Origin of the sequence: Pseudomonas sp. MONT-RG-20F-20-E-7-02 (assembly GCF_022662395.1) — a bacterium.
Lineage (GTDB): Bacteria > Pseudomonadota > Gammaproteobacteria > Pseudomonadales > Pseudomonadaceae > Aquipseudomonas.
In genome coordinates, this window is the sequence record NZ_JAKNQN010000004.1 from 48,452 (window position 1) to 73,087 (window position 24,636).

Here is a 24,636-nt window from a genome sequence, read left to right on the forward strand (position 1 = left end):
GAGAAATAAATGCTAAATACCGCTATACGGACAGGCTAAAATGCGCGCCCGGCTAACCGCTGATCCCTTTTCCATGCGCCCCACAAGGTTCGCTACGTGATCGAGTTTCATAACGTCCATAAAACCTACCGCGTCGCCGGTAAGGAAATCCCCGCCCTGCACCCCACCAGCCTGCGTGTCGAAAACGGCCAGGTGTTCGGCCTGATTGGCCACTCCGGTGCGGGAAAAAGTACCTTGCTGCGTCTGATCAACCGCCTGGAGCAACCCAGCGGTGGCCAGATCAACGTTGACGGCGAAGAAGTCACCGCGCTGGACGCCAACGGCCTGCGCCGTTTCCGCCAGCAAGTCGGGATGATCTTCCAGCACTTCAACCTGCTGGCCTCCAAGACCGTTGCCGACAACGTGGCGCTGCCGCTGACCCTGGCCGGCGAACTGTCGCGCAAGGCCATCGACCAGCGTGTGGCCGAACTGCTGGCACGCGTCGGCCTGTCGGACCACGCCAAGAAGTACCCGGCGCAGTTGTCCGGCGGCCAGAAGCAGCGCGTCGGCATCGCCCGCGCCCTGGCGACCAAGCCAAAAATCCTGCTGTGCGACGAAGCCACCAGCGCCCTCGACCCGCAAACCACCGCCTCGGTTCTGCAACTGCTGGCCGAGATCAACCGCGAGCTGAAGCTGACCATCGTGCTGATCACCCATGAAATGGACGTGATCCGCCGCGTATGCGACCAGGTCGCCGTGATGGACGCCGGCGTGATCGTCGAGCAAGGCTCGGTGGCCGATGTGTTCCTGCACCCCAAGCACCCGACCACCAAGCGCTTCGTACAGGAAGCCGAGCAGGTCGACGAAGGCGAGCAGCGTGATGACTTCGCTCACGTGCCTGGCCGTATCGTGCGCCTGACGTTCCAGGGCGAAGCGACCTACGCGCCGCTGCTGGGCACCGTCGCCCGCGAAACGGGTGTGGACTACAGCATCCTCGCCGGTCGTATCGACCGCATTAAAGATATTCCTTACGGCCAACTGACCCTCGCCGTCACCGGTGGGGACATGGAAGCCGCTTTCGCCCGCTTTACCGCGGCAGACGTCCACATGGAGGTTCTGCGCTAATGGAAGTCCTGTTGAGTTTCTTCGCCAATATTGACTGGTCCGAGATCTGGCTGGCCACCGGCGACACCATGACCATGCTGTTCGGTTCGCTGTTCTTTACCGTGCTGCTCGGTTTGCCATTGGGCGTGCTGCTGTTCCTGTGCAGCCCGCGCCAATTGTTCGAACAAAAAGGCTTGTACGCGCTGCTGTCGCTGATCGTGAACATCCTGCGCTCGCTGCCGTTCATCATCCTGCTGATCGTGATGATCCCGTTCACGGTGCTGATCACCGGCACTTCGCTGGGCGTGGCCGGTGCGATTCCGCCATTGGTGGTGGGCGCGACGCCGTTCTTCGCGCGCCTGGTGGAAACCGCTCTGCGTGAAGTGGACCGCGGCATCATCGAAGCTACCCAGTCGATGGGCGCCAGTACGCGTCAGATCATCGTCAACGCCCTGCTGCCAGAAGCACGCCCCGGCATTTTCGCGGCGATTACGGTGACGGCGATTACACTGGTTTCCTACACGGCCATGGCCGGTGTAGTCGGCGCCGGTGGCTTGGGTGACCTGGCGATTCGTTTCGGTTACCAGCGCTTCCAGACCGACGTAATGGTCGTCACCGTGGTGATGCTGCTGGTTCTGGTGCAAATTCTGCAAACCGTCGGCGATAAGCTGGTGGTGCACTTTTCTCGAAAATAACGGCCATTGCCGGCCCCCGCCGGCACATGCCCGAACAAGGAGCTTGTTGGATGAAAAAACTACTGGTTGCTTTCGCCGCCGTTGCTGCGTTTTCCGCCCACGCCGCCGAGACTATTACCGTCGCTGCCTCGCCGGTGCCGCACGCGGAAATCCTCGAATTCGTGAAACCTGTGCTCGCCAAAGAAGGCGTGGATCTGCAGGTCAAAGTCTTCACCGACTACGTGCAGCCAAACGTACAGGTGGCTGAAAAGCGCCTGGACGCCAACTTCTTCCAGCACCAGCCGTACCTGGATGAGTTCAACAAGGCCAAAGGCACTCACCTGGTGAGCGTCGGCGCCGTGCACCTGGAACCTCTGGGCGCCTACTCCAGCAAGTACAAAAAGCTGGAAGAACTGTCGGATGGCGCCAACGTGGTGATCCCGAACGACGCCACCAACGGCGGCCGCGCATTGCTGCTGCTGGCCAAGCACAACCTGATCACCCTGAAGGACCCGACCAACATCCTGTCGACCATCAAGGACATCACCGGCAACCCGAAAAACCTGAAATTCCGCGAACTGGAAGCCGCGACCCTGCCGCGCGTGCTGACCCAGGTCGACCTGGCGCTGATCAACACCAACTATGCGCTGGAAGCCAAACTGGACCCGTCCAAGGACGCCCTGGTGATCGAAGGCAACGACTCGCCTTACGTGAACATCCTGGTGACCCGCGAAGACAACAAAGACTCGGACGCGGTGAAGAAGCTGGTTGCAGCCCTGCACACGCCTGAAGTGAAAGCGTTCATTCTTGAGAAGTACAAAGGCGCGATTCTGCCGGCGTTTTGATCAAACTCGATCCTCACACACTGAAGATCACAAAATGTGGGAGCGGGCTTGCTCGCGAAGGCGGTGGATCAGTCACTTATCAATCGACTGACACTCCGCCTTCGCGGGCAAGCCCGCTCCCACTTTTGTTTTGTGTTGCCTGAAGCATGATCGTTCCCACGCTCCGCGCGGGAATGCAGCCCGGGACGCTCTGCGTCCCACTTCTGAGGTCGCGACGCAGAGCGTCACAGGAGGCATTCCCACGCAGAGCGTGGGAACGATCATTTGCGCTGTAGCAAACCCGGCAACTGTGCCACCGGCTTTTGTTCTCAGCGCAGGGCTGGCACCACCTCATGGGTCAACCATTGGCGCAAACACCGATTCTCCGGGTAGTAGTGGTAGATAAGCAGCGCGTAGACGCCAGACTCACTGACCATCAACGTCGGTGCACAGTGGCCATGAGTGATCAGCGGCAAGGTGTGTTGTTGGTCGGGATCGAGCTTGCGCAGTAGCGCAGGGTTTAGGTGCAGGCCCATCAGGTGGCCGATGTCGGAGGCGCTGAACCAGGGTTGGCTGTCGACCAGCACGGCGTGCAGCTGGTGATGGTGGCGGGTGAAGACTTTGGGTGTGATCGGTGGATCAGGGGTAAGTAATTGCATTGGGACAACTCCGGGTATGAACAGGAGCTGCCAACAGCCTTCCTACGGGCATGGGTGGCAGCCATACGCGGGGTAGGAACCGAGTACCCAGGGATCTCAGCCACGTCGAAACGTGCCCGCGCATAGCCGCCGCGACTGATAGTACGGGCACAAAAAAAACGCCGCAATCAGACGGTGGCGCTATGACGCCAAGGGTACATAAAAGGGTTCCTACGCCCTGTCACTGAATTTGCAGCGACAGGGCAAAGCCTATCCACCCCAAGAGCCCCCAACAAGTTCACGCACAGCGCGACAACTTGCAGGAAATGTCCGACGACGGATCGACTGATCGTCCCCACGCTCCGCGTGGGAATGCAGCCCGGGACGCTCTGCGTCCCACTTCTGAGGTCGCGACGCGGAGCGTCACAAGAGGCATTCCCACGCAGAGCGTGGGAACGATCAGCGCTTACGGGTCTACTTGCGCTGCAGCAACCCTGGCAACTGCGCCACCAGCTTTTGATTATTCAACGGCGCACGAATAAACCCACGCTGCGTCCCGTCCGGGCCGATCAGCGCCAGGTTGCCGCTGTGATCGACGGTGTAGTTCGGCTTGCTGGTATCCGCCGGAATAAACGGAATGCTCACCGCATTCGAGACCTTCTGCACATCGTCCACATTTGCGCCGGTCAGGCCTTCGAATTGCGGGTCGAAGTAGCCTAGGTATTGCTTGAGTTGAGCAGGCGTGTCGCGGTTCGGGTCGACGCTGACCAGAATCACCTGCAACTTATCCACCGCCTCTTTGGGCAGTTCGCTCTTGATCTGGCGCAGCTGGGCGAGAGTGGTGGGGCAGATGTCCGGGCAGAAGGTGTAGCCGAAGAACAGCAGGCTCCACTTGCCTTTCAACTCGTTGACCACCACTGGCTGGCCTTCCTGGTTAGTCATGGTCACTGGCGGCAGCTGGCGGCTTTGCGGCAGCAGGATGATGCCCGCGTCGATCAGCGCGGTCGGGTCGCCCTGGCCTTTGCCACTGAGCACTTTGTTAACGGTCAGGCCCATGATCAACGCGACGATGGCCACCAGGATAAAGACGGTTTTTTGAGTTCGAGTCATAGGTTCAACAGTAAGTAGTGGTCTACGAGCAGGGCGATAAACAGCAGCAACAAGTACCAGATAGAATACTTGAACGTGTTGATCGCCGCGTGCGGCTGGCTGCCACGGTACAGCACCCAGGCCCATTGCAGAAAGCGTGCGCCCAATACCAGCGCACAGGCGAGGTACAGCAGGCCGCTCATGTGGATCACATACGGCATCAGGCTCACCGCCAGCAGGGCAAAGGTGTAGAGCAGGATATGCACCTTGGTGTAGTGCTCGCCATGGGTGACCGGCAGCATCGGGATGTCGGCCTTGGCGTATTCCTCCTTGCGATGAATGGCCAGCGCCCAAAAGTGTGGCGGGGTCCAGGCGAAGATGATCAGCACCAGCAGCAACGGCTCGGCGCTGACATGCCCGGTAACCGCGACCCAACCCAGCAGCGGCGGCGCGGCACCGGCGAGGCCACCGATGACAATATTTTGCGGCGTGGCGCGCTTGAGGAAGCCGGTGTAGATCACCGCATAACCGAGCAGCGAGGCCAATGTCAGCCACGCAGCCAACGGGTTAGTGAACGCCAGCAGCAACGCCAAGCCCGCAACAGCCAGAAACACAGCAAAGGCCAACGCCGCCACTGGCGATACGCGCCCTTCTGCCATGGGCCGTTTATGCGTACGCGCCATCACCGCATCAATGCGCCGGTCCACCACATGGTTGACCGCCGCTGCGCCACCCGCGCACAGCGCAATGCCCAGGTTGCCGAAAATCAGCACCGCCCACGGCACCCCGGCGCGAGTCGCGAGGAACATGCCCACCAAGGATGTGATGAGCATCAGCACCACCACTTTCGGCTTGGTCAGCTCCAGGTAATCGCGCCAGATCGCTTGATCGTGACGCGCGCCGATCAAGGTCGCCATGGCATCTCTCCTTTAAGGGTGATGAGGCCCGAAACGTGTTTGCGTGGAATAAAGCGCCAGCCGAACGGCAACTGATTGCGCACCCGGACCAGGCTGGTACGCGCGTGATAATTGACCAGCACCAGCGTCAGCAACAACGCCGCGCCGCCTGCGTTATGGCCGACCGCCACCGGCAGCGGCAGGCCGAAAGCCACATTGCTCACGCCCAGGCTGATTTGCGCCGCCAGGGCGATCAGCAACAGCCCCGCCAGCCGGGTCATGCCCACTGCGCGCAATTGCCAGGCCAGACCAAGCAGCACCAGCGTAACCAATACTGCGCCGATGCGGTGGGTGAGATGTATGGCGGTGCGCGCTTCACTGTCGAGCTGGCCGCCGAGGTAATTGGGGCCGATATGCTGGGTGAGGTGAAAGCCGTTGGCGAAGTCGGCCGCCGGCCACCACTCGCCATGGCAAGTAGGCAAGTCGACACAGGCCACCGCCGCATAGTTGGAACTGACCCAGCCTCCCAACGCAATTTGCCCGATCACCAGCACCAACCCGGCCGTCGCCCAATATTGCAGGCGCCTGGGCACAATCAACGCCGGCAGCACGCCGGACAGGCGCAAGGTCAGCAGAAACAGCAGGCTCAAGGTGGCAAAACCACCGAGCAAATGGCCCGTGACCACTTGCGGCCACAGCTTCAAGGTCACCGTCCACATACCGAAAGCTGCCTGGGCAAACACCACCGCCAACACAAACAGCGGCAGTTTCACCGGCTGGCCCGGATCCCGCCGATGGCTCCACGAACGCGCCGCCAGCAACACAATCAGCAAACCCAAGGTGCCGGCAAAATAGCGATGGGTCATCTCGGCCCAACCCTTGTCAGCCTCCACCGGTGTGTCGGGAAAATGCAGCTCGGCGTGGGCCAGCTGGGCTTCGCTTTGCGGCACGCTGATAAATCCGTAGCAGCCCGGCCAGTCCGGGCAACCCAGACCCGCGTGGGTCAGGCGCGTATAGGCGCCCAGCAGCACGACGATCAGCGCCAGCAAGGTGGCAAACAACGCGAGGCGAAATCCAGGTTTGGCCATGACGATGCCCTTATCCGATGTTCGACAGTTTCAGCAGCAGGCGCAGGTCGTTGAGCAAGTCTTTGCCCTTGACCTTGGCGTCGTAGCGCAGCACCAGGTTGCCGTGCGGGTCGACGATCCACAGTTGCGCATCACCGGGCACGGCGGCGTCTTTGGTAAAGGTCGACAGGTCCAGCGGGTAGCGTTGCAGTTGCGGGTATTCGGCTTTGAGCTTGGCGTCGTATTCAGTGCTCACCGGCTGCGCGCTGGCCAGGGCATGGCTGGCGCGGGACGCATCGCGGCCCAGGCTGATTTGCAGTTGGCGCGCCAGGTACACCAACTGCTGGCACTCGGCGGCGCAGGCGGTGGGCGCGGTGACCAGCAACTGCCAGCGGTCTTCCTCGGCCTGCACGCCGATGTCGGCGCGGGTCTGGCCATTGCCGATCAGTTCGCCGTGGTAGCTGCGGCTGTCCGGCACCCAGAACTGCAGCTTGTACATGAACGTGGCCAACGCCATCGGGCCGATCACCATCATCAGGATCAGGATCAGCTGCCAGCGGCCTTTGCGCCGGTCGGGCGCCTCAGACGTGCTGGGTGGATTCATGGCCGTTCCCATGGGGTTTCTCCTTGTTGTTGTGCCATCCGAGGTAGAGGTAAAGCGCCAGTAGCGCCAACGCCATGGCGAACCACTGCACGGCGTAGCCCAAGTGTTTTTCCGGGCCCATGGCGACCACCGGCCAGGTGGTGTCGTACGTGCCGGGGCCGGGCTCGGCGCGCAATTCATAGGCAGAACCGCTGCGGCCCAATTCGGTCCAGAGGGCGGCGGGGTGCAGGGCGGTGAGCAAGCGCGGCCAATGCGTGGTAGCCGGGTCGGCGTGCAGCTGGAAGGTTTCGCCGGGGGCGACGTACACCCAGGCGTCGAGGTTCAACGGTTGATCGGGTGTGGTGAAGACCGGCGGCGTGCGCCGGTCCGGCCACGGCAGCCAGCCGCGATTGAGCAACAGCCACTGGCCGCTGGCCTGGTCATGGAAAGGTTGCAGCAACTCGACACCGGCCTTGCCGTCACGCATGCGGTTGTCGAGCAACACGCTGTGTTCGGCGTCGAATTGGCCGCGCAGGCGCACGCGGCGAAACGCCGGGTCGGCCATGTCATTGAGTTGCACGCTGTCGATGGGCTCGGCCACCCGCCGCTCGGCGTAGCTGTCCACCAGCAGCTGTTTTTCATGGCCGCGCGACAGCTGCCAGAACCCCAGGCCGACCATCAGCGGCAGCAGCACCAGCACCACCAACGTAGGTGCGAGCCCTGGGCGAAAGTCTTTTATGGCGCTGGCTATACTTGTTTTCATTGCCCGCCTTTTCATTGCCCGCTCATCCGAATGGAACCTGACCATGCTCAAAGCTGCTATTGCCCTGATGCTGATCGCGACTGTCGTGAGCCTGTTCAGTGGCTTGTTCTTTCTGGTCAAGGACGAGGGCAACTCCAACCGCCTCGTCACTGTCTTGACCGTGCGCGTGGTGCTGGCCGCAATCACCGTGGGCTTGATCGCCTGGGGCTTTTTCAGCGGCCAACTGGTGTCTCATGCGCCGTGGTAACGCACCTCACAGTACGTAAACGAAGAAAAACAGGCCGATCCACACCACATCCACAAAGTGCCAATACCAACTGGCGGCTTCGAAGCCGAACTGGTGCTCGGCATTGAAATGCCCGCGCAGGATGCGCATCAGCATCACAAACAGAATGATCGTGCCGATGGTCACGTGAGCGCCGTGGAAACCGGTAAGCATGAAGAACGTCGCGCCGTACACGCCCGAACCGAGGGTCAGGCCCAGCTCTTTGTAAGCGTGCATGTACTCCTCGGCCTGGAAGGCCAGGAACGCCCACCCCAGCAGCACCGTGAGTGCCAGCCAGATTTTCAACGCGCCGCGATGGCCTTTGCGCAAGGCGTGGTGGGCGATGGTGATGGTCACGCTGGAGCTGACCAGCAAGATCGTGTTGATCAGCGGCAAGCCCCACGGGCTGATGGTGCCTTCCGGCGGCGGGTACATTTTTGGGTCGGGGTTGTTGAGCAGCGGCCAGGTGAACTGAAAGTTCGGCCACAGCATGTGCGCGATGCCCTTGTGCCCTTCACCGCCCAGCCATGGGCCGGACATGTGTCGCACATAAAACAGCGCGCCGAAGAATGCGACGAAGAACATCACCTCGGAAAAAATGAACCAGGTCATGCCCCAGCGAAACGAGCGGTCCATCTGCGGGCTGTACAAACCTGCGCGACTTTCCTTGATTACGGCGCCGAACCAGCCGAACAGCATGTAGGCCAATAGCAGGCCGCCGACGAAAAAGATCCACGGGCCGTGGGATTCCGGGCGCGCCGCCTTCAGATCGTTGAACCACACGGCGAGGCCGTACACGGTGATCAACATGCCAAAGGTCGCAATTATTGGCCATTTGCTTTGCGCTGGTACGTAGTACGTATCATGAGACGACATGTATTCGCTCTCCTGATTGAGGGGGCAAACAGTAGCTAGCCGCCGGTATGGACGGCCACCGGCGGTTGGCGCGCAGTGATATCAAACAGCGTGTACGCCAGGGTCAAATGCTTCACATCCTTGGGCATGTCGCGGTCGACGATAAAACGCACCGGCATTTCGATGCGCTGACCTGGCTGCAGCACTTGCTGGGTGAAGCAAAAACACTCGGTCTTGTGGAAGTACATCGCCGCCTCGGCCGGGGAAATACTTGGCACCGCCTGGGCGGTCATGGCCTTGTCGGTGGGGTTGTAGGCCACAAACAGCATCTCGGTGACCGCGCCGGGGTTGACCACCACTTCGTCAGCCTTGGAGTGAAATTCCCAGACCATGTCGATGGCATTGGTCGACAGGAACTGCACGCGCACCTGGCGCGTAGGGTCGACGATTTGCTCGCCCTCGTACTGGCCGGCGGTCTTGCCGTTGATGCCGAAGGCCTTGCACATCACGTCGTAGATCGGCACCAGGGCGAAGCCGAAGGCGAACATCGCCACCACCAGGATCAGCAGGCGGGTGACGAGGCGTTTGATGGGGATGGATTCAAGCATGGCGATCACCCTGCTTTTGACATTCTGTGGGAGCTGGCTTGCCTGCGATGAGGGTCTGGCAGTTGATAGATTCGGCGACTGACACACCGCTATCGCAGGCAAGCCAGCTCCCACAGGAAACCGAGGTAGCCTGCGCCAGGGTATTCACTTGACCTCCGGCGGCGTCGTAAAAGTGTGGTACGGCGCGGGCGAAGGGATGCTCCACTCCAGGCCTTCGGCACCATCCCATGGCTTGGCCGGCGCTGGCGGGCCGCCACGGATGCACTTGATCACGATGAACAGGAAGAAGATCTGCGTGGCGCCAAACATGAACGCGCCAATCGACGACACCATGTTGAAGTCGGCGAACTGCAGGTTGTAGTCCGGCACCCGACGCGGCATGCCGGCCAGACCCACAAAGTGCATCGGGAAGAACGCCATGTTCATGCCGACAAAGGACAGCCAGAAGTGCAGCTTGCCCAGGGTTTCGTCGTACATGTGGCCGGTCCATTTCGGCAGCCAGTAGTAGGCCGAAGCGAAGATGCCGAAGATCGCGCCGGGCACCAGTACGTAATGGAAATGCGCCACCACGAAGTAAGTGTCGTGGTACTGGAAATCCGCCGGGGCAATCGCCAGCATCAGCCCGGAGAAGCCGCCGATGGTGAACAGGATCACGAAGGCCACAGCGAACAGCATCGGTGTCTCGAAGGTCAGCGAGCCTTGCCACATGGTGCTGACCCAGTTGAACACCTTCACGCCCGTCGGCACCGCAATCAGCAGCGTGGCGTACATGAAGAACAGCTCGCCGACCAACGGAATGCCGACCACAAACATGTGGTGCGCCCACACGATGAACGACAGGAAGGCGATACTCGCCGTGGCGTAGACCATCGAGGTGTAGCCGAACAGCGGCTTGCGCGAGAAGGTCGGGATGATCGAGCTGACCGCGCCGAAGGCCGGCAGGATCATGATGTACACCTCAGGGTGGCCGAAGAACCAGAACACGTGCTGGAACAGCACCGGGTCACCGCCACCGGCCGCACTGAAGAAGCTGGTGCCGAAGTGGATGTCCATCAGCATCATGGTCACGCACCCGGCCAGCACCGGCATCACCGCGATCAGCAGGAACGCGGTGATCAGCCAGGTCCACACGAACAGCGGCATTTTCATCAGGGTCATGCCCGGCGCGCGCAGGTTGAGAATGGTGGCGACCACGTTGATCGCGCCCATGATCGAACTGATACCCATCAGGTGAATGGCAAAGATGAAAAACGTCACGCTTTCCGGCGCGTAGGTGGTGGAGAGCGGGGCGTAGAAGGTCCAGCCGAAATTCGGCCCGCCGCCGGGGGTGAACAGGGTCGAGACCAGCAGCAGGAACGCCGCCGGCAGCAGCCAGAAGCTGAAGTTGTTCATGCGCGGCAGGGCCATGTCGGGCGCGCCGATCATCAGCGGAATCATCCAGTTGGCCAGGCCGACGAAGGCAGGCATCACCGCGCCGAACACCATGATCAGGCCGTGCATGGTGGTCATCTGGTTGAAGAACGCCGGCTGCACGATCTGCAGGCCGGGCTGGAACAGCTCGGCGCGGATCACCATGGCGAACGAGCCGCCGAGCAGGAACATGGTGAAGGCGAACCACAGGTACATCGTGCCGATGTCTTTGTGGTTGGTGGTCAGCACCCAGCGCATCAGGCCTTTGGCGGGGCCGTGGGCATGGTCGGCATGCCCATGGTCGATCACAGTGCTCATGGCCGTTCTCCTGCAAGCGAGTGGGCGGGACGATTCGGGGCATACGCAGTAAGGGCTGTCATTTGCTTTCCGCCTGCTTGATGGCCAGCACGTCTTTAGGCGTGACCATGTCGCCTTTGTTATTGCCCCAGGCGTTGCGCTCGTAAGTCACTACGGCAGCGATATCCACTTCCGACAGCTGTTTGCCGAACGCCGCCATGGCGGTGCCGGGTTTGCCGAAGTACACGCGGTGCAGGTGGTCCTCCTTAGGCCCGGTGGCAATCGGTGAGCCCTTGAGCGCCGGGAACATCGGCGGCAGGCCCTGGCCCTCGGCCTGGTGACAGGCGACGCAGGTGGTGTGGTAGACCTTGTCGCCACGCGCCACCAGCTCGTCCAGCGTCCACTCTTTGGAGGTCAGCTCCTTGAGCTTGGCCGCTTCGGCCTTGCGCTCGCCGAGCCAGGTGTCGTAGTCGGCCTTGGATTTGACCTCGACCACAATCGGCATAAAGCCGTGGTCCTTGCCGCACAGCTCGGCGCACTGGCCACGGTAGATGCCGGGCTTCTCGACGCGGGTCCAGGCCTCGTTGACGAAGCCGGGGATGGCGTCGCGCTTGACCGCAAAGGCCGGCACCCACCACGAGTGGATCACGTCGGCGGCGGTCACCAGGAAGCGCACTTTGGCGCCCACCGGCAGCACCAGCGGCTGGTCGACTTCGAGCAAGTAGTGCTCGCCCTTGGTGGCCTGGTTATGGATTTGCTCGGCGGGCGTGGCCAGGTTGCTGAAGAACTCCACGTCCTGGCCGAGGTATTTGTAGTGCCACTTCCATTGGTAGCCGGTGACCTGGATATCGATATCCGACTCAGTGCTGTCGTAGATATTGATCAGGGTTTTGGTCGCTGGAATGGCCATTGCCACCAGGATCAACAAGGGCACCACGGTCCAGAGGATTTCCACGGTCGTGCTCTCGTGAAACTTGGCGGCCACCTGGCCCGTGGACCGGCGGTGCAGGATCATCGACCAGAACATCGCGCCAAACACGACAATGCCGATCACCACACAAATCCAGAAAATGGTCATGTGCAGGTCAAACACGGCGTGACTGACTTCAGTCGCCCCTGGCGCCATATTCGTTGTCCAGGCGGCGTGCGCCTGGCCGAATACTGACCACAACAGTAGGCCCATCCAAACGTGTGGATGTCGCGTCATTGCGGGTTCCCCTTTATGTTTCTTGTTATCCCGCCGGTTTGCACCTGCGGCGAAGGGAGCGGCTTCCATACTGCTTACAACCGCCAAGCCTTGCCTGCTTCATGCAGTTGGGCGTCATCAGCTAATTGCGTACAAAATCGAGTATAGACAGCCGCGGCAACCCCGCAATGTGTAGGGGCAAATGAGCAAAAACAGACGGGCGGGCCTAATAGATACGGGCCCGCAAACGTTTATCCGACGAACGATGGCAATTCGATATAACGCATGCGCATAACCATGAAATAATTATGACAAACGCGTCTTAGGCTCTCGTATAAACGAGCTACCTTGTCCTTTCCCTTTTCCTACGCCTGTTTCACTGGAGCATTCATGAACACCGCCGCATTGCGCGAGCAGATTTCCCGTGCCCATCAACACGAAGCCAGCACGGGCCAGCTTGCCCAGCAACTGGAAAAACAATTGCCGCACCTGCATTCAGCCATCTCCCTGGCTGACGGTGATCGCAACATTGTCATGACCCGTTTTGTTACCGCCTACATCGAGCTGGTCCCGGATTTGCTCGAAGCCGCCAATGACGTGGCCCGCGAAGCCGGTATCGAAAGCCAGATCAAACCGGTGCTGAAGATTGCCGAGCATTTCTTCCTGCAGCCGCCCGCGATCCTGGCCGGCCACGAAGGCCTCGACGGCCTGCTCGACGAAGCCTACCTGGCCCATCGGTTGGTGGAAGAGGTCAACGACCTGTACATCAAGCATTTCGGTCAGCCGTTGATTCCGGCGGATACCACCGTCGCCAATTTGATCGCTCATCAGTTGATCGGCGAGGCGTTTGCCAATCAACTGGATGAAGCCGTGCACTTGGCGGTGGATGAAATGCTCAACGAAGACAGCTTTGCGCTGGAATCGGTCGAGGCGTACCGCGAGACGCTCAAGAGCCCGAACACCGAAGCGGCGTGGAAGCGCTGGCCGTGCCTGTCGCGGCAGTTGGGGGTTGAGTTGGCGTTGGATCAGCCTGCTTAAACTTGCGACCTGATAAAGATCACATGTGGGAGCGGGCTTGCCCGCGATGGCGGTGTGTCAGTCAGCCAATGTGTTGACTGACACTCCCTCATCGCGGGCAAGCCCGCTCCCACAGTGTTTTGTGGTGTTCAGACAGGTGCCGAACCTATCCCCACCGTCGTGCGCACCCGGCCTTCCAGCCGGCGCTTCAACCCACGCGCCTCGATCACCAGCGTAGAGCCCTTGGCCGCATTGGCCCGACCCCATTCCTCCAGCAACTCCAGGCAGGCGTGGTCGATGTAGCTCAGGTTGCTCAGCGGCACATGCAACGTGGTCCCTGCGGGCACCGTCGACAGCACTTGGGTCAGCGCCGGTACTTTCAGGAATGTCGCCGCGCCGGTCAAACGCAGTTCCATCTCACCGGCCTGAGGCAGGTCGATCAGGCTGACCTTCAGCCGCGAAGCCTTGAACGCCAGTTTCAATAGCGTCAGCCCGAAGCCCACCAACACGCCAGTCAGCAGATCAGTGAAGATGATCGCCAGCGCCGTCGCGGCATAGGTGAACATCGGCATCCGCCCGTAGCGTCCCAATGCCTTGAACGCCTTGACGTCCACCAGCTTGATCCCGGTGTACACCAGCACGCCCGCCAGGCTCGCGACCGGAATGCTTTGCAGCACGCTCGACAGCAACAACACGAACCCCAGCAGCCACACACCGTGGAACATCGCCGACAAGCGCGTGGTGGCGCCCGCCTGCACGTTGGCCGAGCTGCGCACGATCACGCCGGTCATCGGCAGGGCACCGACCAGCCCGCACAGCATGTTGCCCATGCCTTGTGCAGACAATTCCTTATCGAAGTCGGAACGCTGGCCACTGTGCATGCGGTCAACCGCTGCGGCAGACAGCAGGGTCTCGGCGCTGGCGATAAAGGCCACGGCAAATGCGGCGATCAACAACTGTGGATCGGCCAGGTTCAGCAAGTCGCTGGGGCGTAGCCAGTCGATGGCGTCGGCCAGGTTTTCCGGGACTTCCACGCGCTTGACCTGCAACGCCAGCACCAGGCTGGTGACGGTTGCCAAGCCCACGCCCAGCAAGGCGCCCGGCACGAAGCGCAGTGTTTGCGGGCGGAATTTATCCCACAGGTACATCACCAGCATTGTCGATAAGCCGAGCAAACCGGCCTGCCAACCCAGGCCACCACCGAGGGTCGGAATCGCCTCAACCAAGGCGGCCGGGAAGCCCGCCAGGTTATCCAGCCCCGAAGGCTTGGGCGCACCGTCGAGCATCACATGCACCTGCGACAGCACAATCAACACGCCGATACCGGCCAGCATGCCGTACACCACGGCCGGCGCGGTGACACGAAACCAGCAGCCCAGGCGCAAACGCCCGGCCACCAGTTGCAGGAACCCCGCCAACAACAGGATCGGCCCCAGCATCATCATGCCGTGCTGGCGGACCAGCTCGAACACCAACACCGCCAACCCTGCGGCAGGCCCGCTGACTTGCAGCGGCGATCCCGCCAGCCAGCCCACCACCAGGCCACCGATAATCCCGGTGATCAGCCCTTTGGCCGGCGGCATGCCGGACGCAATCGCGATGCCCATGCACAAGGGCAGGGCGACCAGAAACACAACCACAGACGCGAGCAGCTCCCGTGGCAATACAGCTTTCAATTGAGCAGCACGCATGATGACTCTCCCGAGGCATTCGCCGGGCGCGGCAAAGCCTGGCTGCGTCCATGGCAGCCACCGCTTTACCCGGCAGGGAAGTGTTTTTAGAAGCGCGCTTTAGGCGTCGCGCAAGGGATCGGCCCGTCGCCGCTCAGCGATCGGAACGCCGCTTGATCCGCGTCGTAAGCACGGATTTCACTGGTCTCGATGTTGTAGATCCAGCCATGGATAAACAACTGACCATTGGCCATGCGCGAAGCCACGGAAGGGTGGGTGCGCAGGTGCTGCAACTGGGCGATAACGTTTTCTTCCGTCAGCACCTTCATGCTTTCGTGCTCATTGGCGCAGTCGCAGTTGTCCTCAACCATCGACTTGGCGACTTCGGCGTGGCGCAACCAGGCACGCACCGTTGGCATCTTTTCCAGGCTCTGGGGGTTGAGTACCGCGCGCATGGCGCCGCAGTCGGAATGCCCGCAAACGATGATGTGCTGCACGCCCAGGGCGAGTACCGCGTACTCGATGGCCGTGGAAACACCGCCGTTCATCTGGCCATAAGGCGGCACCACGTTGCCGACGTTACGCGTCACGAACAGGTCGCCGGGGGAGCTCTGGGTGATCAGCTCAGGCACGATGCGCGAATCGGCGCAGGTAATGAACATCGCCCGTGGGCTCTGGGCCGTGGCGAGTTTCTTGAAGAGTTCTTCCTGCTGCGGGAAGACGTCGTGATGGAAATGCAAAAAGCCGTCAACGATGTGCTTTAGCGCTGCATCGGCGGACTCGGCCTCGTGAGGGGCTGAAGCCGACGCAGCCAACGGCTGTTTATCCTTGTCACTCATAATTCATCCTCTTGATTAAGGCAGGGGAGTGGCTCAACTCAGTTCTGACGCCTGGCCTGTGCAATAGTTGTAAACACCACACACCCAACGCGCCGACTGATCAGTCACTCGCTGAACAAGGTAACCACCGAAACTTAACTCAAACTGAATGAAACGCTCTAGCTCGCGGGTTTCAGTGATATCAAAACGCGACCATTCCTACGCAAGCGTTGGGTTGATCCCCTTCAGTTTACAACAAAGCCATCTGTCTGCCCGGTGGACAGAACGCCGTGCAATCCAGGTTGAAGCCTTCGCGACGATTCAGCCCCAGGCGCTTGATCGCCTTGCTGAAACGCTGTGCCAGCAGATCGGCAAACGGCCCCTCGCCACGCATGCGCACACCGAAACGGCTGTCGTATACCTCACCGCCGCGCACCTGGCGAACCAGGCTCATCACATGGGCCGCACGCTGCGGGTAATGCGCCGCCAGCCACTCCTCGAACAGCGGCGCCACCTCCAATGGCAGGCGCAGCATCATATAGGCCGCACTTTGCGCGCCGGCCGCGTGGGCTTCGGCCAGCAGGCTTTCGAGCTCGCTGTCGTTGATCATCGGAATCATCGGCGAGCACAGCACGCCCACCGGGATGCCGGCGTCACGCATCACCCGTATCGCCCGCAAGCGCGCCTTGGGCGCCGCCGTGCGTGGCTCCAGGATGCGCTTGAGCTCGTCGTCCAGGCTGGTGAGGCTGATCATCACCGCCACCAGCCGCTGCCGGGCCAGCTCGCTCAGCAGGTCGAGATCGCGCAGTATCAACGAACCCTTGGTGATGATGGTCACCGGGTGCCGGTAGCGCAGCAGCACTTCGAGGGTTTGCCGCGTGATCTTGTATTCGCGCTCGATGGGCTGGTACGGGTCGGTATTGGAACCCAGGTTGATCGGCGCACACACATAGCCCGGCTTGGACAGCTGTTGTTCCAGCACATCGGCGGCATTGGTCTTGGCGATCAGCCTGGTTTCGAAATCCAGCCCCGGCGACATATCCCAATAAGCATGGCTGGGCCGCGCATAGCAGTAGATGCAGCCATGTTCACAGCCGCGATAGGGGTTGATCGAGCGATCGAACGGCAGGTCCGGCGAGTTGTTGCGGGTGATGATGCTCTTGGCCGTTTCGATACGCACTTCAGTGCCCTGGGTTGGCGGCACTTCCTGAAACCAGCCGTCATCCTCGGCCACACTGACAGTCGGCGCAAAACGGTTGTGCAGGTTGGTCGCCGTGCCCCGGCCACGGGGCGGCAGAGGTGCAGACATGAAAACGCCCCTATACTGTTTTTATATACAGTATAGGAGCGTCGTCGTTATGACCAGTGCCGTTTAGCGGCCAGCACGGGCTCAGTGCTTTTGGGTCACCTGCCCCAGGTCATCGCCCGAGGTGGTGCGCATATCACTCTTGCGCAGGTCCGCCACATCGCTGGCTTTTACCGGCGCGCCTTTATTGCCCCAGCTGCCACGGACGAAACTGACCACATCCGCCACTTCCTGGTCCGACAACCGCCAGGCAAACGCCGGCATGGTAAAGGTCGAAGGCGCCGTGTGCGTAGCCGGCAGGGTGCCGCCGTTCAACACGATGTTGATCAATGACGTGGCATCCGCCGTCTGCAACACCGGGTTACCCGCCAGCGCCGGGAACACCCGCGTATAGCCATGGCCGTCGGTACGGTGGCAGGCCGCGCAGTTGTCGATGTACACCGACGCGCCCGGCTTGCTGTCGTCACCTTTCCACAGCGCCTCGGCGACCTGTTTGTCGTACTGGTGCGGCTGGTCCTTGGGATCGACCGCCGGCAGGCTCTTGAGGTAACGGGCGATGGCGGTCAGGTCGTCCTGGGACATGTATTGCATGCTGTGGACCACAACGTCGCTCATGCCGCCAAACACTGCGCTGCGATCACTGCGACCGGTCTTGAGGAATTGCACCAGTTGCTCCTCGCTCCAACTGCCGAGGCCGTCCTTGTGATCGCCACGCAGGCTTTTCGCAATCCAGCCCTCCAACGGCGCGCTGCCGGACAGGAACGCGTTGCCGTCAGTAGCACTGAGGGCTTTTTCCTGCATGGTCAGGGCACGCGGTGTATGGCAGGCGCCACAGTGGCCGAGGCCTTCAACCAGATAGGCGCCCCGGCTGACTACAGGGTCGGCAGCCGCTTGTGGCGGATGCTCCTCGACCGTCGGCGCAAACATCCAGCGCCAGGCCGCCAATGGCCAGCGCATGCTCAAGGGCCACGGAATATCGCTGTCCTTGTTTTCTTGGGCGACCGGCTCAACACCCTTCATGAAGTACGCATACAACGCCTGCATGTCGCTGTCGCTGACACGCGCGTAGGACGGATACGGCATCGCCGGGTAAAGCGTACTGCCGTTCTTGGCGACGCCATGGCGCACGGCCTTGTCGAAGTCCTCGAAGCTGTAGTCGCCCAGCCCAGTCTTGTCCGGGGTGATGTTGGTGGAGTAAATCACGCCGATCGGGGTTTCCATCGGCAGGCCGCCCGCAAAGGGTTTGCCGCCCTTGGCGGTGTGGCAGGCCACGCAGTCACCGGCGCGGGCCAGGTATTCGCCTTGCTTGATCAAGTCGGTTTCGGCGGCGCTCACCGAGCAGCTGCTGAACAGGGCGAAACTCGCGATAACAAGTGCTTTCATGGTCATCGCTCCTTATGCCTGAACCAGTGGGCCGGGGTTTTTCAGGTACTGCTCGCGGATCGCCCGCGCCGACCAGTAGGTCAACGCCGCCACCAGCCCAGTAGGGTTGTAGCCCAAGCCTTGTGGGAAAGCCGACGCGCCGGGGACAAACACGTTGTGTACGTCCCAGGATTGCAGGTAGCGGTTCAACGCACTGGTTTTCGGGTCGGTGCCCATGATTGCGCCACCGTTGAGGTGGGTGGTCTGGTAGGACGCGGTGTTGAAGTGCTCACCGACTTTTTTGCCGAGCACGGCGATGGCCTTCGGGTTCATCGCAGCTGCGACCTTGCCCATTTTCTCCATCATGAAGCGGTTCATCTTGATGTCGTTTTCCTGCCAGTCGAACGTCATCCGCAGCAAGGGCAGGCCGTAGGCATCGCGATACACCGGGTCCAGATCCAGATAGTTGCCCCGGTAGGATTGATGCGCACCGTGGGAGTCCATCGACACCTGGTGGGTGTAGTAATCGGCGGTCGCGCGCTTCCAGGCACTGCCCCAGGCCGGGGTGCCGGGTGGGTTGGACGTACCGGCAATCGGCCGGCTACCGGCCTGGTTGACCCACATCGGCGAACCGCCGACAAAGCCGTGCGGCCCGTGGTCGAAGTTATCCGCGTTGAAATCATCAATGGCCACGCCATTGCCGCCCGCACCGATGAAGTTGTTGGTGTGGGTGTCCTTGTCGAAGAAGGCCTTGATGGTGCCCATGTTCTGGTAGGCGAAGTTCCTGCCGACCACGCCCTCATTGGTAATCGGGTCGTAAGGCTTGCCGATGCCCGACAGCAGCATCAGCCGCACGTTGTTGAACTGGAAAGAACCGATGATCACCAGGTCTGCCGGCTGCTCGCATTCGCGCCCCTGGGCGTCGATATAGGTCACGCCAGTGGCCTTGCTCTTGGTGCTGTCGAGGTTGACCTTGAGCACGTGGGAATTGGCCCGCAGCTCAAAGTTCGGCACCTGACGCAGCGCCGGCAGGATGTTCACGTTCGGCGAAGCCTTGGAGTACATGTAGCACACGTAGCCGCTGCAGAAACCGCAGAAGTTGCACGGGCCCATCTGCGCGCCGTAAGGGTTAGTGTACGGCCCCGAGGTGTTGGCTGACGGCAAGTTGTAGGGTTTGTAACCGACCTCGGCAGCCGCTTTCTGAAACAGCTGTGCGGAGACGGTGTTTTTCTGCGCTTCCAACGGGAACGGGTTGGAGCGATCCGGCGCATACGGGTTGCCGCCTCGGCCTTCGCCCACCAACTGGCCTTTCACCGTCCAGGCCTGGCCGGAGGTGCCGAAGACTTTTTCCGCGTAGTCGAAAAACGGCTCCAGCTCTTCGTAGCTCACGCCGAAGTCCTGGATGGTCATATCCTTGGGAATGAAGTTCTTGCCGTAGCGCTCTTCGTAGTGGCTGCGCATGCGCAACTCGATCGGGTCGACACGAAAATGCACGCCCGACCAGTGCAGGCCTGCACCGCCCACGCCATTGCCCGGCAGGAACGCGCCCAACTGACGGTTGGGCAGGGCGACGTCTTTCACGCTATGGCGAATCGTCACCGTCTCCTTGGAAATGTCCTGGAAGAGTTTTTTACGCACGCTGTAGGTCAGTTCGTCGATGACCTGGGGATAGTTGCCGTCCGGGTAAGTGTCCTGCATCGGGCCGCGCTCCAGCGCTACCACGTTGAGGCCAGCCTCCGTAAGCTCCTTGGCCATGATCGCGCCGGTCCAACCGAAACCGACGATCACCGCATCCACTTTCTTCATGATGGTCGCCACGTTTATGCCCTCTCGCCGCGAATGGAAACAGCCGGGAAGGGGTATTGCTCGTTGCGTTCAACCCAGTCCATGAAATCGGCGCGGGCGCCGGGGAAGCCGATCATGGTCCAGCCGACCATGCCTTTGTTGCCACCGTGGATCGGGTCGCAGAAGAAGCCTTCCTTGGTGTTTTGCAGCAGCAGGTTGAAAAACATCTTCGCCGGCACTGCCTCGAAATGCGCGTTCATTTCGCCGCCGCCCGCCTCCATACGCCGCAGCATGTCGTCCTGGGTAGCGCTGTCTTGAGCAGCAAAAGCTTTCCCATTGAACGCCTTCGACCATGCATCCGTGGCGGCAATGCCCAGGCGATAGATGTCCTTGGGCACCAGTTTGCTCTGCCAGCCCATCTCCGGCGCCGCGTCGGCGTTGAACGGGCCTTGCATGAACCACAGCGCGCCGGCGGCATACGGCGTGTTCATCTGGCGGTCGATGTATTCCGGCGCGCCGGCTTCCAGGGCGCCAGGGCCTTGGGCGTCAGCAGGAATCAAACGCGCAACGGCGGCGTTGATAAACGCCCACTCTTCGGCGCTGAAGTAGCTCGGCTCATAGGCTTTGTCGCTGACCGGCGGTTTAGCTTCGGCGGCCTGGGCCGGCTCCGGCGTGGCCATCAACATCGAGCCACCAAAGCCGGTGCTGGCAACCGTGACCACCGGGATCAAGGTCAAGGATTTGCGTAAAAAGTCACGCCGGGGGTTGTCTTGATCTTGATCAGACATGGGTGCACCTCATCATGTGGTCACGGGTTTATCCGCCGCTTCTGGGAGCAGCGTGAAGACTTGCCAGGAAATGGGATCCAAAGGGATAGAACACACCGGCAATCAATAGTTACAAATGATAGCAGGCTAAGCATTCAGAGGAATCGATTCAGCGAGAAAAACACCGGATCAGGCCGGGTATTCACGATTCTTTGACGATAACCTCACGCCGCGTTGACCCCCCGCAGGCGAATCTGTGGCCCATCAGCCATTTCCCTACTCGGTTACAACGCGCATGTTCGAGATTCGATTGCTGCCTGCCCTCGGCATGGCGTTCCTGGCCTTGTTCGCCACCGCCCAGGCCCAGGCCGACGGCTCTTCCTCGCTGCGTTCAGCGGAATGGGCGCAGCCGGTGGGCGACCAATTCAATCTGCACCAAATGACGCCCACGCTGTATCGCAGCGCATTGCCAAACAGCGATGCGCTACCGGTTTTGAAAAATCTGAAGATCGGCACGGTAATCAATTTTTTGCCGGAATCTGATGCGTCGTGGCTGAAGACATCTGATATCAAACAGGTGCAGCTGACTTATCGCACCAACCACGTCGACGATTCCGACGTACTCGCTGCGCTAAGGGCGATCCAGGATGCCGAAACCCATGGCCCGGTGCTGATGCACTGCAAACATGGCTCCGACCGCACCGGCCTGATGGCGGCCATGTATCGCGTGGTGATCCAGGGCTGGAGCAAGGAAGATGCGCTGAACGAGATGACCTTGGGCGGCTTCGGTAGCAGCAGTGGCTTCAAGGACAGCGTTCGCTACATGATGAAGGCCGATGTCGACAAGTTACGCACAGCCTTGGCGAATGGCGATTGCAGCACCAGCGCGTTTGCGCTGTGCTCGATGGAAGATTGGATCACTACAACGGGCAAAGACGAGAAAAAATTGTAGCGCGTCTTTCTGTGGGCTGTGGGCTGTGGAAGCCGGGCTTGCCCGTGATGCAGGCAACGCGGTGTAGGTGTATCAGTTGCGCCGCGTTGAGGCTATCGCAGCATAGGTATCTACACAACAATCCTCCGTGGCGAGCGGGCTTGCCCCGCGTTGGGCTGCGTAGCAGCCCCATTACAGGCGCCGAGTTCATCCAAATAGAACTCGGTCGTCAGGTTTTGGGGCCGCTTCGCATCCCAACGCGGGGCAAGCCCGCTCGCCACAACAAGCCAGATCCCACAGAAGTCGCGCCCCCACAGCCAGTGGGGGCGGGCGTCAGTCTTTTTTCAGCTTGGGGTTGGGGAAAAACTGCACCGCCTGCACTTTCGGGTCCGCCGGCGCTTTCAACGCCGATGTATTGACCCGCGTGCCCAATTCCTTGGGCACCGACAGACCTTGGTCATTCAACGTGTCGGTATAACCGCAGGCCACACACTCACGGTGTGGCACGCTGTCCTCGGTCCACATTTTCAACTTGTCCGGCTCGCTGCACGCCGGGCAGACCGCCCCGGCGATAAATTGCTTCTTGGTGATCACAGGCCCTTCACTCATGCTGCCGCGTCCTCACTCAGGCCGCTGTGGCGCAAGAGTGCGTCAATCGACGGCGCCCGTCCGCGGAAGTCGACGAACAGCACCATCGGCGCTTGGGAACCGCCACGAGCCAGAATGGCTTCGCGGAACGCGCGTCCGGTTTCGGCATTGAGCACGCCGTCTTCTTCAAACTTGGAGAAGGCATCCGCCGACAACACTTCCGCCCACTTGTAGCTGTAGTAACCCGCCGCGTAACCGCCGGCGAAGATGTGCGCGAAGCTGTTAGGGAAGCGGTTGTACGCAGGTGGGCGCATCACCGAGACTTCATCGCGCACGCCTTCCAGCACTTGCGCCACGCTGCGGCCATCGCCATGGGTGGCGTGCAGCTCGAAGTCGAACAGCGAGAATTCCAGCTGGCGCACCATCATCAGGCCGGACTGGAAGTTTTTCGCCGCGAGCATTTTTTCCAGCAGGTCCTGAGGCAGCGGCTCGCCGGTTTCATAGTGGCCGGAGATCAGCGCCAGGCCTTCCGGCTCCCAGCACCAGTTCTCCATAAACTGGCTTGGCAATTCCACCGCATCCCACGCCACGCCGTTGATGCCGGACACGCCGGCGTGTTCGACGCGGGTCAGCAGGTGGTGCAGGCCGTGGCCGAATTCGTGGAACAGGGTGGTCACTTCATCGTGGGTCAGCAGGGCAGGCTTGCCGCTGTCGGCCGGGGTGAAGTTGCACACCAGGTTGGCCACCGGGCTTTGCAGCACGCCGTCGACGGTGCGGCGACGGTCGCGCGCGCCGTCCATCCAGGCACCGCCACGCTTGTTGGCGCGGGCGTACAGGTCGAAGAAGAAACGCCCGACATGTTGGCCGTTTTCCTTGATTTCAAACAGGCGAACGTCCGGATGCCAGGTGTCGAAGCCTTTTTGCTCGGCGATTTCGATGCCGTAAAGGCGTTGGACGATGGCGAACAGGCCGCCCAGTACTTTGTCGATCGGGAAGTAGGCGCGCAGGGCTTCCTGAGACACGCTGTAACGTTGCTCACGGAGTTTTTCGCCGTAGAAACCGCTGTCCCAACTTTGCAGGTCGGCGCAGCCTTGTTCGGCAGCGTAAGCCTTGAGCTGTTGCAGGTCCTGGGCGGCAAACGGCTTGCTGCGCTTGGCCAGGTCGCGCAGAAAGCTCAGCACCTGGTCGCTGGACTCGGCCATCTTGGTGGCCAGGCTTAGCTCGGAGAACGAGGCGTAGCCCAACAGCTTGGCCAGCTCCTGACGCAAGTCGAGGATCTGTTCCATCACCGGGCCGTTATCATTCTTACCGGCATTCGGGCCTTGGTCCGACGCACGAGTGCAGTAGGCCGCGTAGACCTCTTCGCGCAGGGCGCGGTCGTGGGCGTAGGTCATCACCGCGTAGTAGCTGGGGAATTCCAGGGTGATCAGCCAGCCGTCGAGGCCTTTGGCCTGGGCGGCGGCGGCCATTTGCGCCTTGGCCGAGTCGGTCAGGCCGGCGAGGGTGGCTTCATCGGTGACGTGTTTGGTCCAGGCTTGGGTGGCGTCCAACAGTTGGTTGGAAAATTTGCTGCACAGCTCGGAGAGCTTGCTCTGCACTTCGGCGTAACGCTTTTGCTGCTCAGGCGGCAAATCGATACCCGACAAGCGGAAGTCGCGCAGCGAGTGCTCGAGGATGGTTTTTTGCGCCACGTCGAAACCGGCGGCTTCCGGGCTGTTGGCCAGGGCTTCAAAGGCCTGGAACAGCGCGCGGTTCTGGCCCATCTCGGTGGAGTAAGCGCTCAATGCCGGCAGGCAAGCCTCATAGGCTTCACGCAACTCGGCACTGTTGCACACGGCATTCAGGTGGCTGACCGGGCTCCAGGCCGCGCCCAGTCGGTCATTCAATTCGTCCATCGCCAGCACCAGCCCGGCCCATGTCGGATTTTTACCCTGGCTTTGCAGGATGCCTTCGATGGCGACGCGGTTGTCGGCGAGGATCTGTTCAATGGCCGGCTGTACGTGCTCGGCACGGATCGCCGAGAACGGCGGCAGGTCGTAGGACTGCAGAAGAGGGTTGTTCGCGCTCACGGTTGGCACCTTGGCTGAAGAAACATGTAAGAACAAAGATGGGGCCATCTTAATTACAATCAACACCCACCGCAGCTATCAGCAC

24 protein-coding genes are annotated in these 24,636 nt (G+C 61.1%); 6 read left to right on the forward strand and 18 right to left on the reverse strand.

Annotated features, from left to right (window positions below; all coding sequences use genetic code 11):
• Positions 1-96 precede the first annotated feature (96 nt).
• The 3 genes from L8I05_RS13170 to L8I05_RS13180 are packed head-to-tail and all read left to right on the forward strand — an operon-like array spanning position 97 to position 2,602.
• The gene (locus L8I05_RS13170; protein ID WP_159953508.1) at positions 97-1,104 is read left to right on the forward strand and encodes a methionine ABC transporter ATP-binding protein; all 1,008 of its coding nucleotides are present in this window, start codon (positions 97-99) and stop codon (positions 1,102-1,104) included.
• Complete coding sequence (locus L8I05_RS13175; protein ID WP_159953507.1) at positions 1,104-1,778, forward strand: methionine ABC transporter permease; 675 nt, start codon at positions 1,104-1,106, stop codon at positions 1,776-1,778. Before L8I05_RS13170 ends, L8I05_RS13175 begins: the two co-directional genes overlap by 1 nt.
• A 50-nt stretch (positions 1,779-1,828) precedes the next feature.
• Positions 1,829-2,602, forward strand: a complete 774-nt coding sequence (locus tag L8I05_RS13180) for a MetQ/NlpA family ABC transporter substrate-binding protein (RefSeq protein ID WP_242169437.1) — start codon at positions 1,829-1,831, stop codon at positions 2,600-2,602.
• Between the two features lie 308 nt (positions 2,603-2,910).
• Here L8I05_RS13180 and L8I05_RS13185 read toward each other — a convergent pair whose 3' ends face one another.
• From L8I05_RS13185 to L8I05_RS13210, 6 genes are all read right to left on the reverse strand, one after another.
• Positions 2,911-3,240 carry a Bro-N domain-containing protein gene (locus L8I05_RS13185; protein ID WP_242169439.1) on the reverse strand — a complete coding sequence of 110 codons (330 nt, stop codon included), beginning with the start codon at positions 3,238-3,240 and terminating at the stop codon, positions 2,911-2,913.
• A gap of 453 nt (positions 3,241-3,693) precedes the next feature.
• Positions 3,694-4,329 (reverse strand): SCO family protein, encoded by a 636-nt coding sequence (locus tag L8I05_RS13190; protein WP_159953503.1) that lies wholly within the window; start codon positions 4,327-4,329, stop codon positions 3,694-3,696.
• On the reverse strand, positions 4,326-5,225 hold the full coding sequence (gene cyoE / locus L8I05_RS13195) for a heme o synthase (protein ID WP_177016815.1): 900 nt from the start codon (positions 5,223-5,225) through the stop codon (positions 4,326-4,328). The genes L8I05_RS13190 and cyoE overlap by 4 nt, the downstream gene beginning before the upstream one ends.
• Positions 5,213-6,292, reverse strand: a complete 1,080-nt coding sequence (locus L8I05_RS13200; RefSeq protein ID WP_159953501.1) for a COX15/CtaA family protein — start codon at positions 6,290-6,292, stop codon at positions 5,213-5,215. Before L8I05_RS13200 ends, cyoE begins: the two co-directional genes overlap by 13 nt.
• A 10-nt stretch (positions 6,293-6,302) precedes the next feature.
• Positions 6,303-6,887 (reverse strand): hypothetical protein, encoded by a 585-nt coding sequence (locus L8I05_RS13205; protein ID WP_242169441.1) that lies wholly within the window; start codon positions 6,885-6,887, stop codon positions 6,303-6,305.
• A complete protein-coding gene (locus tag L8I05_RS13210) occupies positions 6,853-7,617 on the reverse strand; it encodes an SURF1 family protein (protein ID WP_242169443.1) in 765 nt (254 codons plus the stop codon). Before L8I05_RS13210 ends, L8I05_RS13205 begins: the two co-directional genes overlap by 35 nt.
• A 43-nt stretch (positions 7,618-7,660) precedes the next feature.
• Between L8I05_RS13210 and L8I05_RS13215 the strand changes: the two genes are divergently transcribed.
• On the forward strand, positions 7,661-7,864 hold the full coding sequence (locus L8I05_RS13215; RefSeq protein WP_242169445.1) for a twin transmembrane helix small protein: 204 nt from the start codon (positions 7,661-7,663) through the stop codon (positions 7,862-7,864).
• A 6-nt stretch (positions 7,865-7,870) separates the two neighbouring features.
• On the opposite strand, the gene L8I05_RS13220 is transcribed toward L8I05_RS13215, so the two are convergent.
• The 4 genes from L8I05_RS13220 to coxB form a co-directional block, all read right to left on the reverse strand.
• A complete protein-coding gene (locus L8I05_RS13220; RefSeq protein WP_159953498.1) occupies positions 7,871-8,758 on the reverse strand; it encodes a cytochrome c oxidase subunit 3 in 888 nt (295 codons plus the stop codon).
• A gap of 35 nt (positions 8,759-8,793) precedes the next feature.
• Complete coding sequence (locus L8I05_RS13225) at positions 8,794-9,345, reverse strand: cytochrome c oxidase assembly protein (RefSeq protein WP_242169447.1); 552 nt, start codon at positions 9,343-9,345, stop codon at positions 8,794-8,796.
• Positions 9,346-9,489: 144 nt separating this feature from the next.
• Entirely contained in the window at positions 9,490-11,073 is a 1,584-nt protein-coding gene (gene ctaD / locus L8I05_RS13230; RefSeq protein WP_017137901.1) for a cytochrome c oxidase subunit I, read from the reverse strand.
• 58 nt (positions 11,074-11,131) lie between these two features.
• Entirely contained in the window at positions 11,132-12,259 is a 1,128-nt protein-coding gene (gene coxB / locus L8I05_RS13235) for a cytochrome c oxidase subunit II (protein WP_177016810.1), read from the reverse strand.
• Positions 12,260-12,628: 369 nt separating this feature from the next.
• On the opposite strand from coxB, the gene L8I05_RS13240 reads away from it, so the two are divergent.
• Positions 12,629-13,276, forward strand: a complete 648-nt coding sequence (locus L8I05_RS13240) for a hypothetical protein (protein ID WP_106576017.1) — start codon at positions 12,629-12,631, stop codon at positions 13,274-13,276.
• 128 nt (positions 13,277-13,404) lie between these two features.
• Here the strand turns inward: L8I05_RS13240 and L8I05_RS13245 are convergent, their stop codons facing one another.
• The 6 genes from L8I05_RS13245 to L8I05_RS13270 form a co-directional block, all read right to left on the reverse strand.
• Positions 13,405-14,946 (reverse strand): SulP family inorganic anion transporter, encoded by a 1,542-nt coding sequence (locus L8I05_RS13245; protein WP_242169449.1) that lies wholly within the window; start codon positions 14,944-14,946, stop codon positions 13,405-13,407.
• Between the two features lie 86 nt (positions 14,947-15,032).
• The gene (locus L8I05_RS13250) at positions 15,033-15,764 is read right to left on the reverse strand and encodes a carbonic anhydrase (RefSeq protein WP_159953493.1); all 732 of its coding nucleotides are present in this window, start codon (positions 15,762-15,764) and stop codon (positions 15,033-15,035) included.
• Positions 15,765-15,993: 229 nt separating this feature from the next.
• Positions 15,994-17,052: a PA0069 family radical SAM protein gene (locus tag L8I05_RS13255; RefSeq protein WP_242169451.1), complete on the reverse strand. Its 1,059-nt coding sequence runs from the start codon at positions 17,050-17,052 to the stop codon at positions 15,994-15,996.
• 81 nt (positions 17,053-17,133) lie between these two features.
• Positions 17,134-18,432, reverse strand: a complete 1,299-nt coding sequence (locus L8I05_RS13260) for a cytochrome c (RefSeq protein WP_242169453.1) — start codon at positions 18,430-18,432, stop codon at positions 17,134-17,136.
• A 12-nt stretch (positions 18,433-18,444) separates the two neighbouring features.
• The gene (locus L8I05_RS13265; RefSeq protein WP_242169455.1) at positions 18,445-20,229 is read right to left on the reverse strand and encodes a GMC family oxidoreductase; all 1,785 of its coding nucleotides are present in this window, start codon (positions 20,227-20,229) and stop codon (positions 18,445-18,447) included.
• A gap of 2 nt (positions 20,230-20,231) precedes the next feature.
• Complete coding sequence (locus L8I05_RS13270; RefSeq protein WP_242169457.1) at positions 20,232-20,984, reverse strand: gluconate 2-dehydrogenase subunit 3 family protein; 753 nt, start codon at positions 20,982-20,984, stop codon at positions 20,232-20,234.
• A 274-nt stretch (positions 20,985-21,258) separates the two neighbouring features.
• Between L8I05_RS13270 and L8I05_RS13275 the strand changes: the two genes are divergently transcribed.
• Positions 21,259-21,915 (forward strand): dual specificity protein phosphatase family protein, encoded by a 657-nt coding sequence (locus L8I05_RS13275; RefSeq protein ID WP_242169459.1) that lies wholly within the window; start codon positions 21,259-21,261, stop codon positions 21,913-21,915.
• Between the two features lie 312 nt (positions 21,916-22,227).
• On the opposite strand, the gene L8I05_RS13280 is transcribed toward L8I05_RS13275, so the two are convergent.
• Both L8I05_RS13280 and prlC read right to left on the reverse strand, forming a co-directional pair.
• The gene (locus L8I05_RS13280) at positions 22,228-22,503 is read right to left on the reverse strand and encodes a YheV family putative zinc ribbon protein (protein WP_017528719.1); all 276 of its coding nucleotides are present in this window, start codon (positions 22,501-22,503) and stop codon (positions 22,228-22,230) included.
• Complete coding sequence (gene prlC / locus L8I05_RS13285) at positions 22,500-24,551, reverse strand: oligopeptidase A (protein WP_242169462.1); 2,052 nt, start codon at positions 24,549-24,551, stop codon at positions 22,500-22,502. Before prlC ends, L8I05_RS13280 begins: the two co-directional genes overlap by 4 nt.
• Positions 24,552-24,636 lie beyond the last annotated feature (85 nt).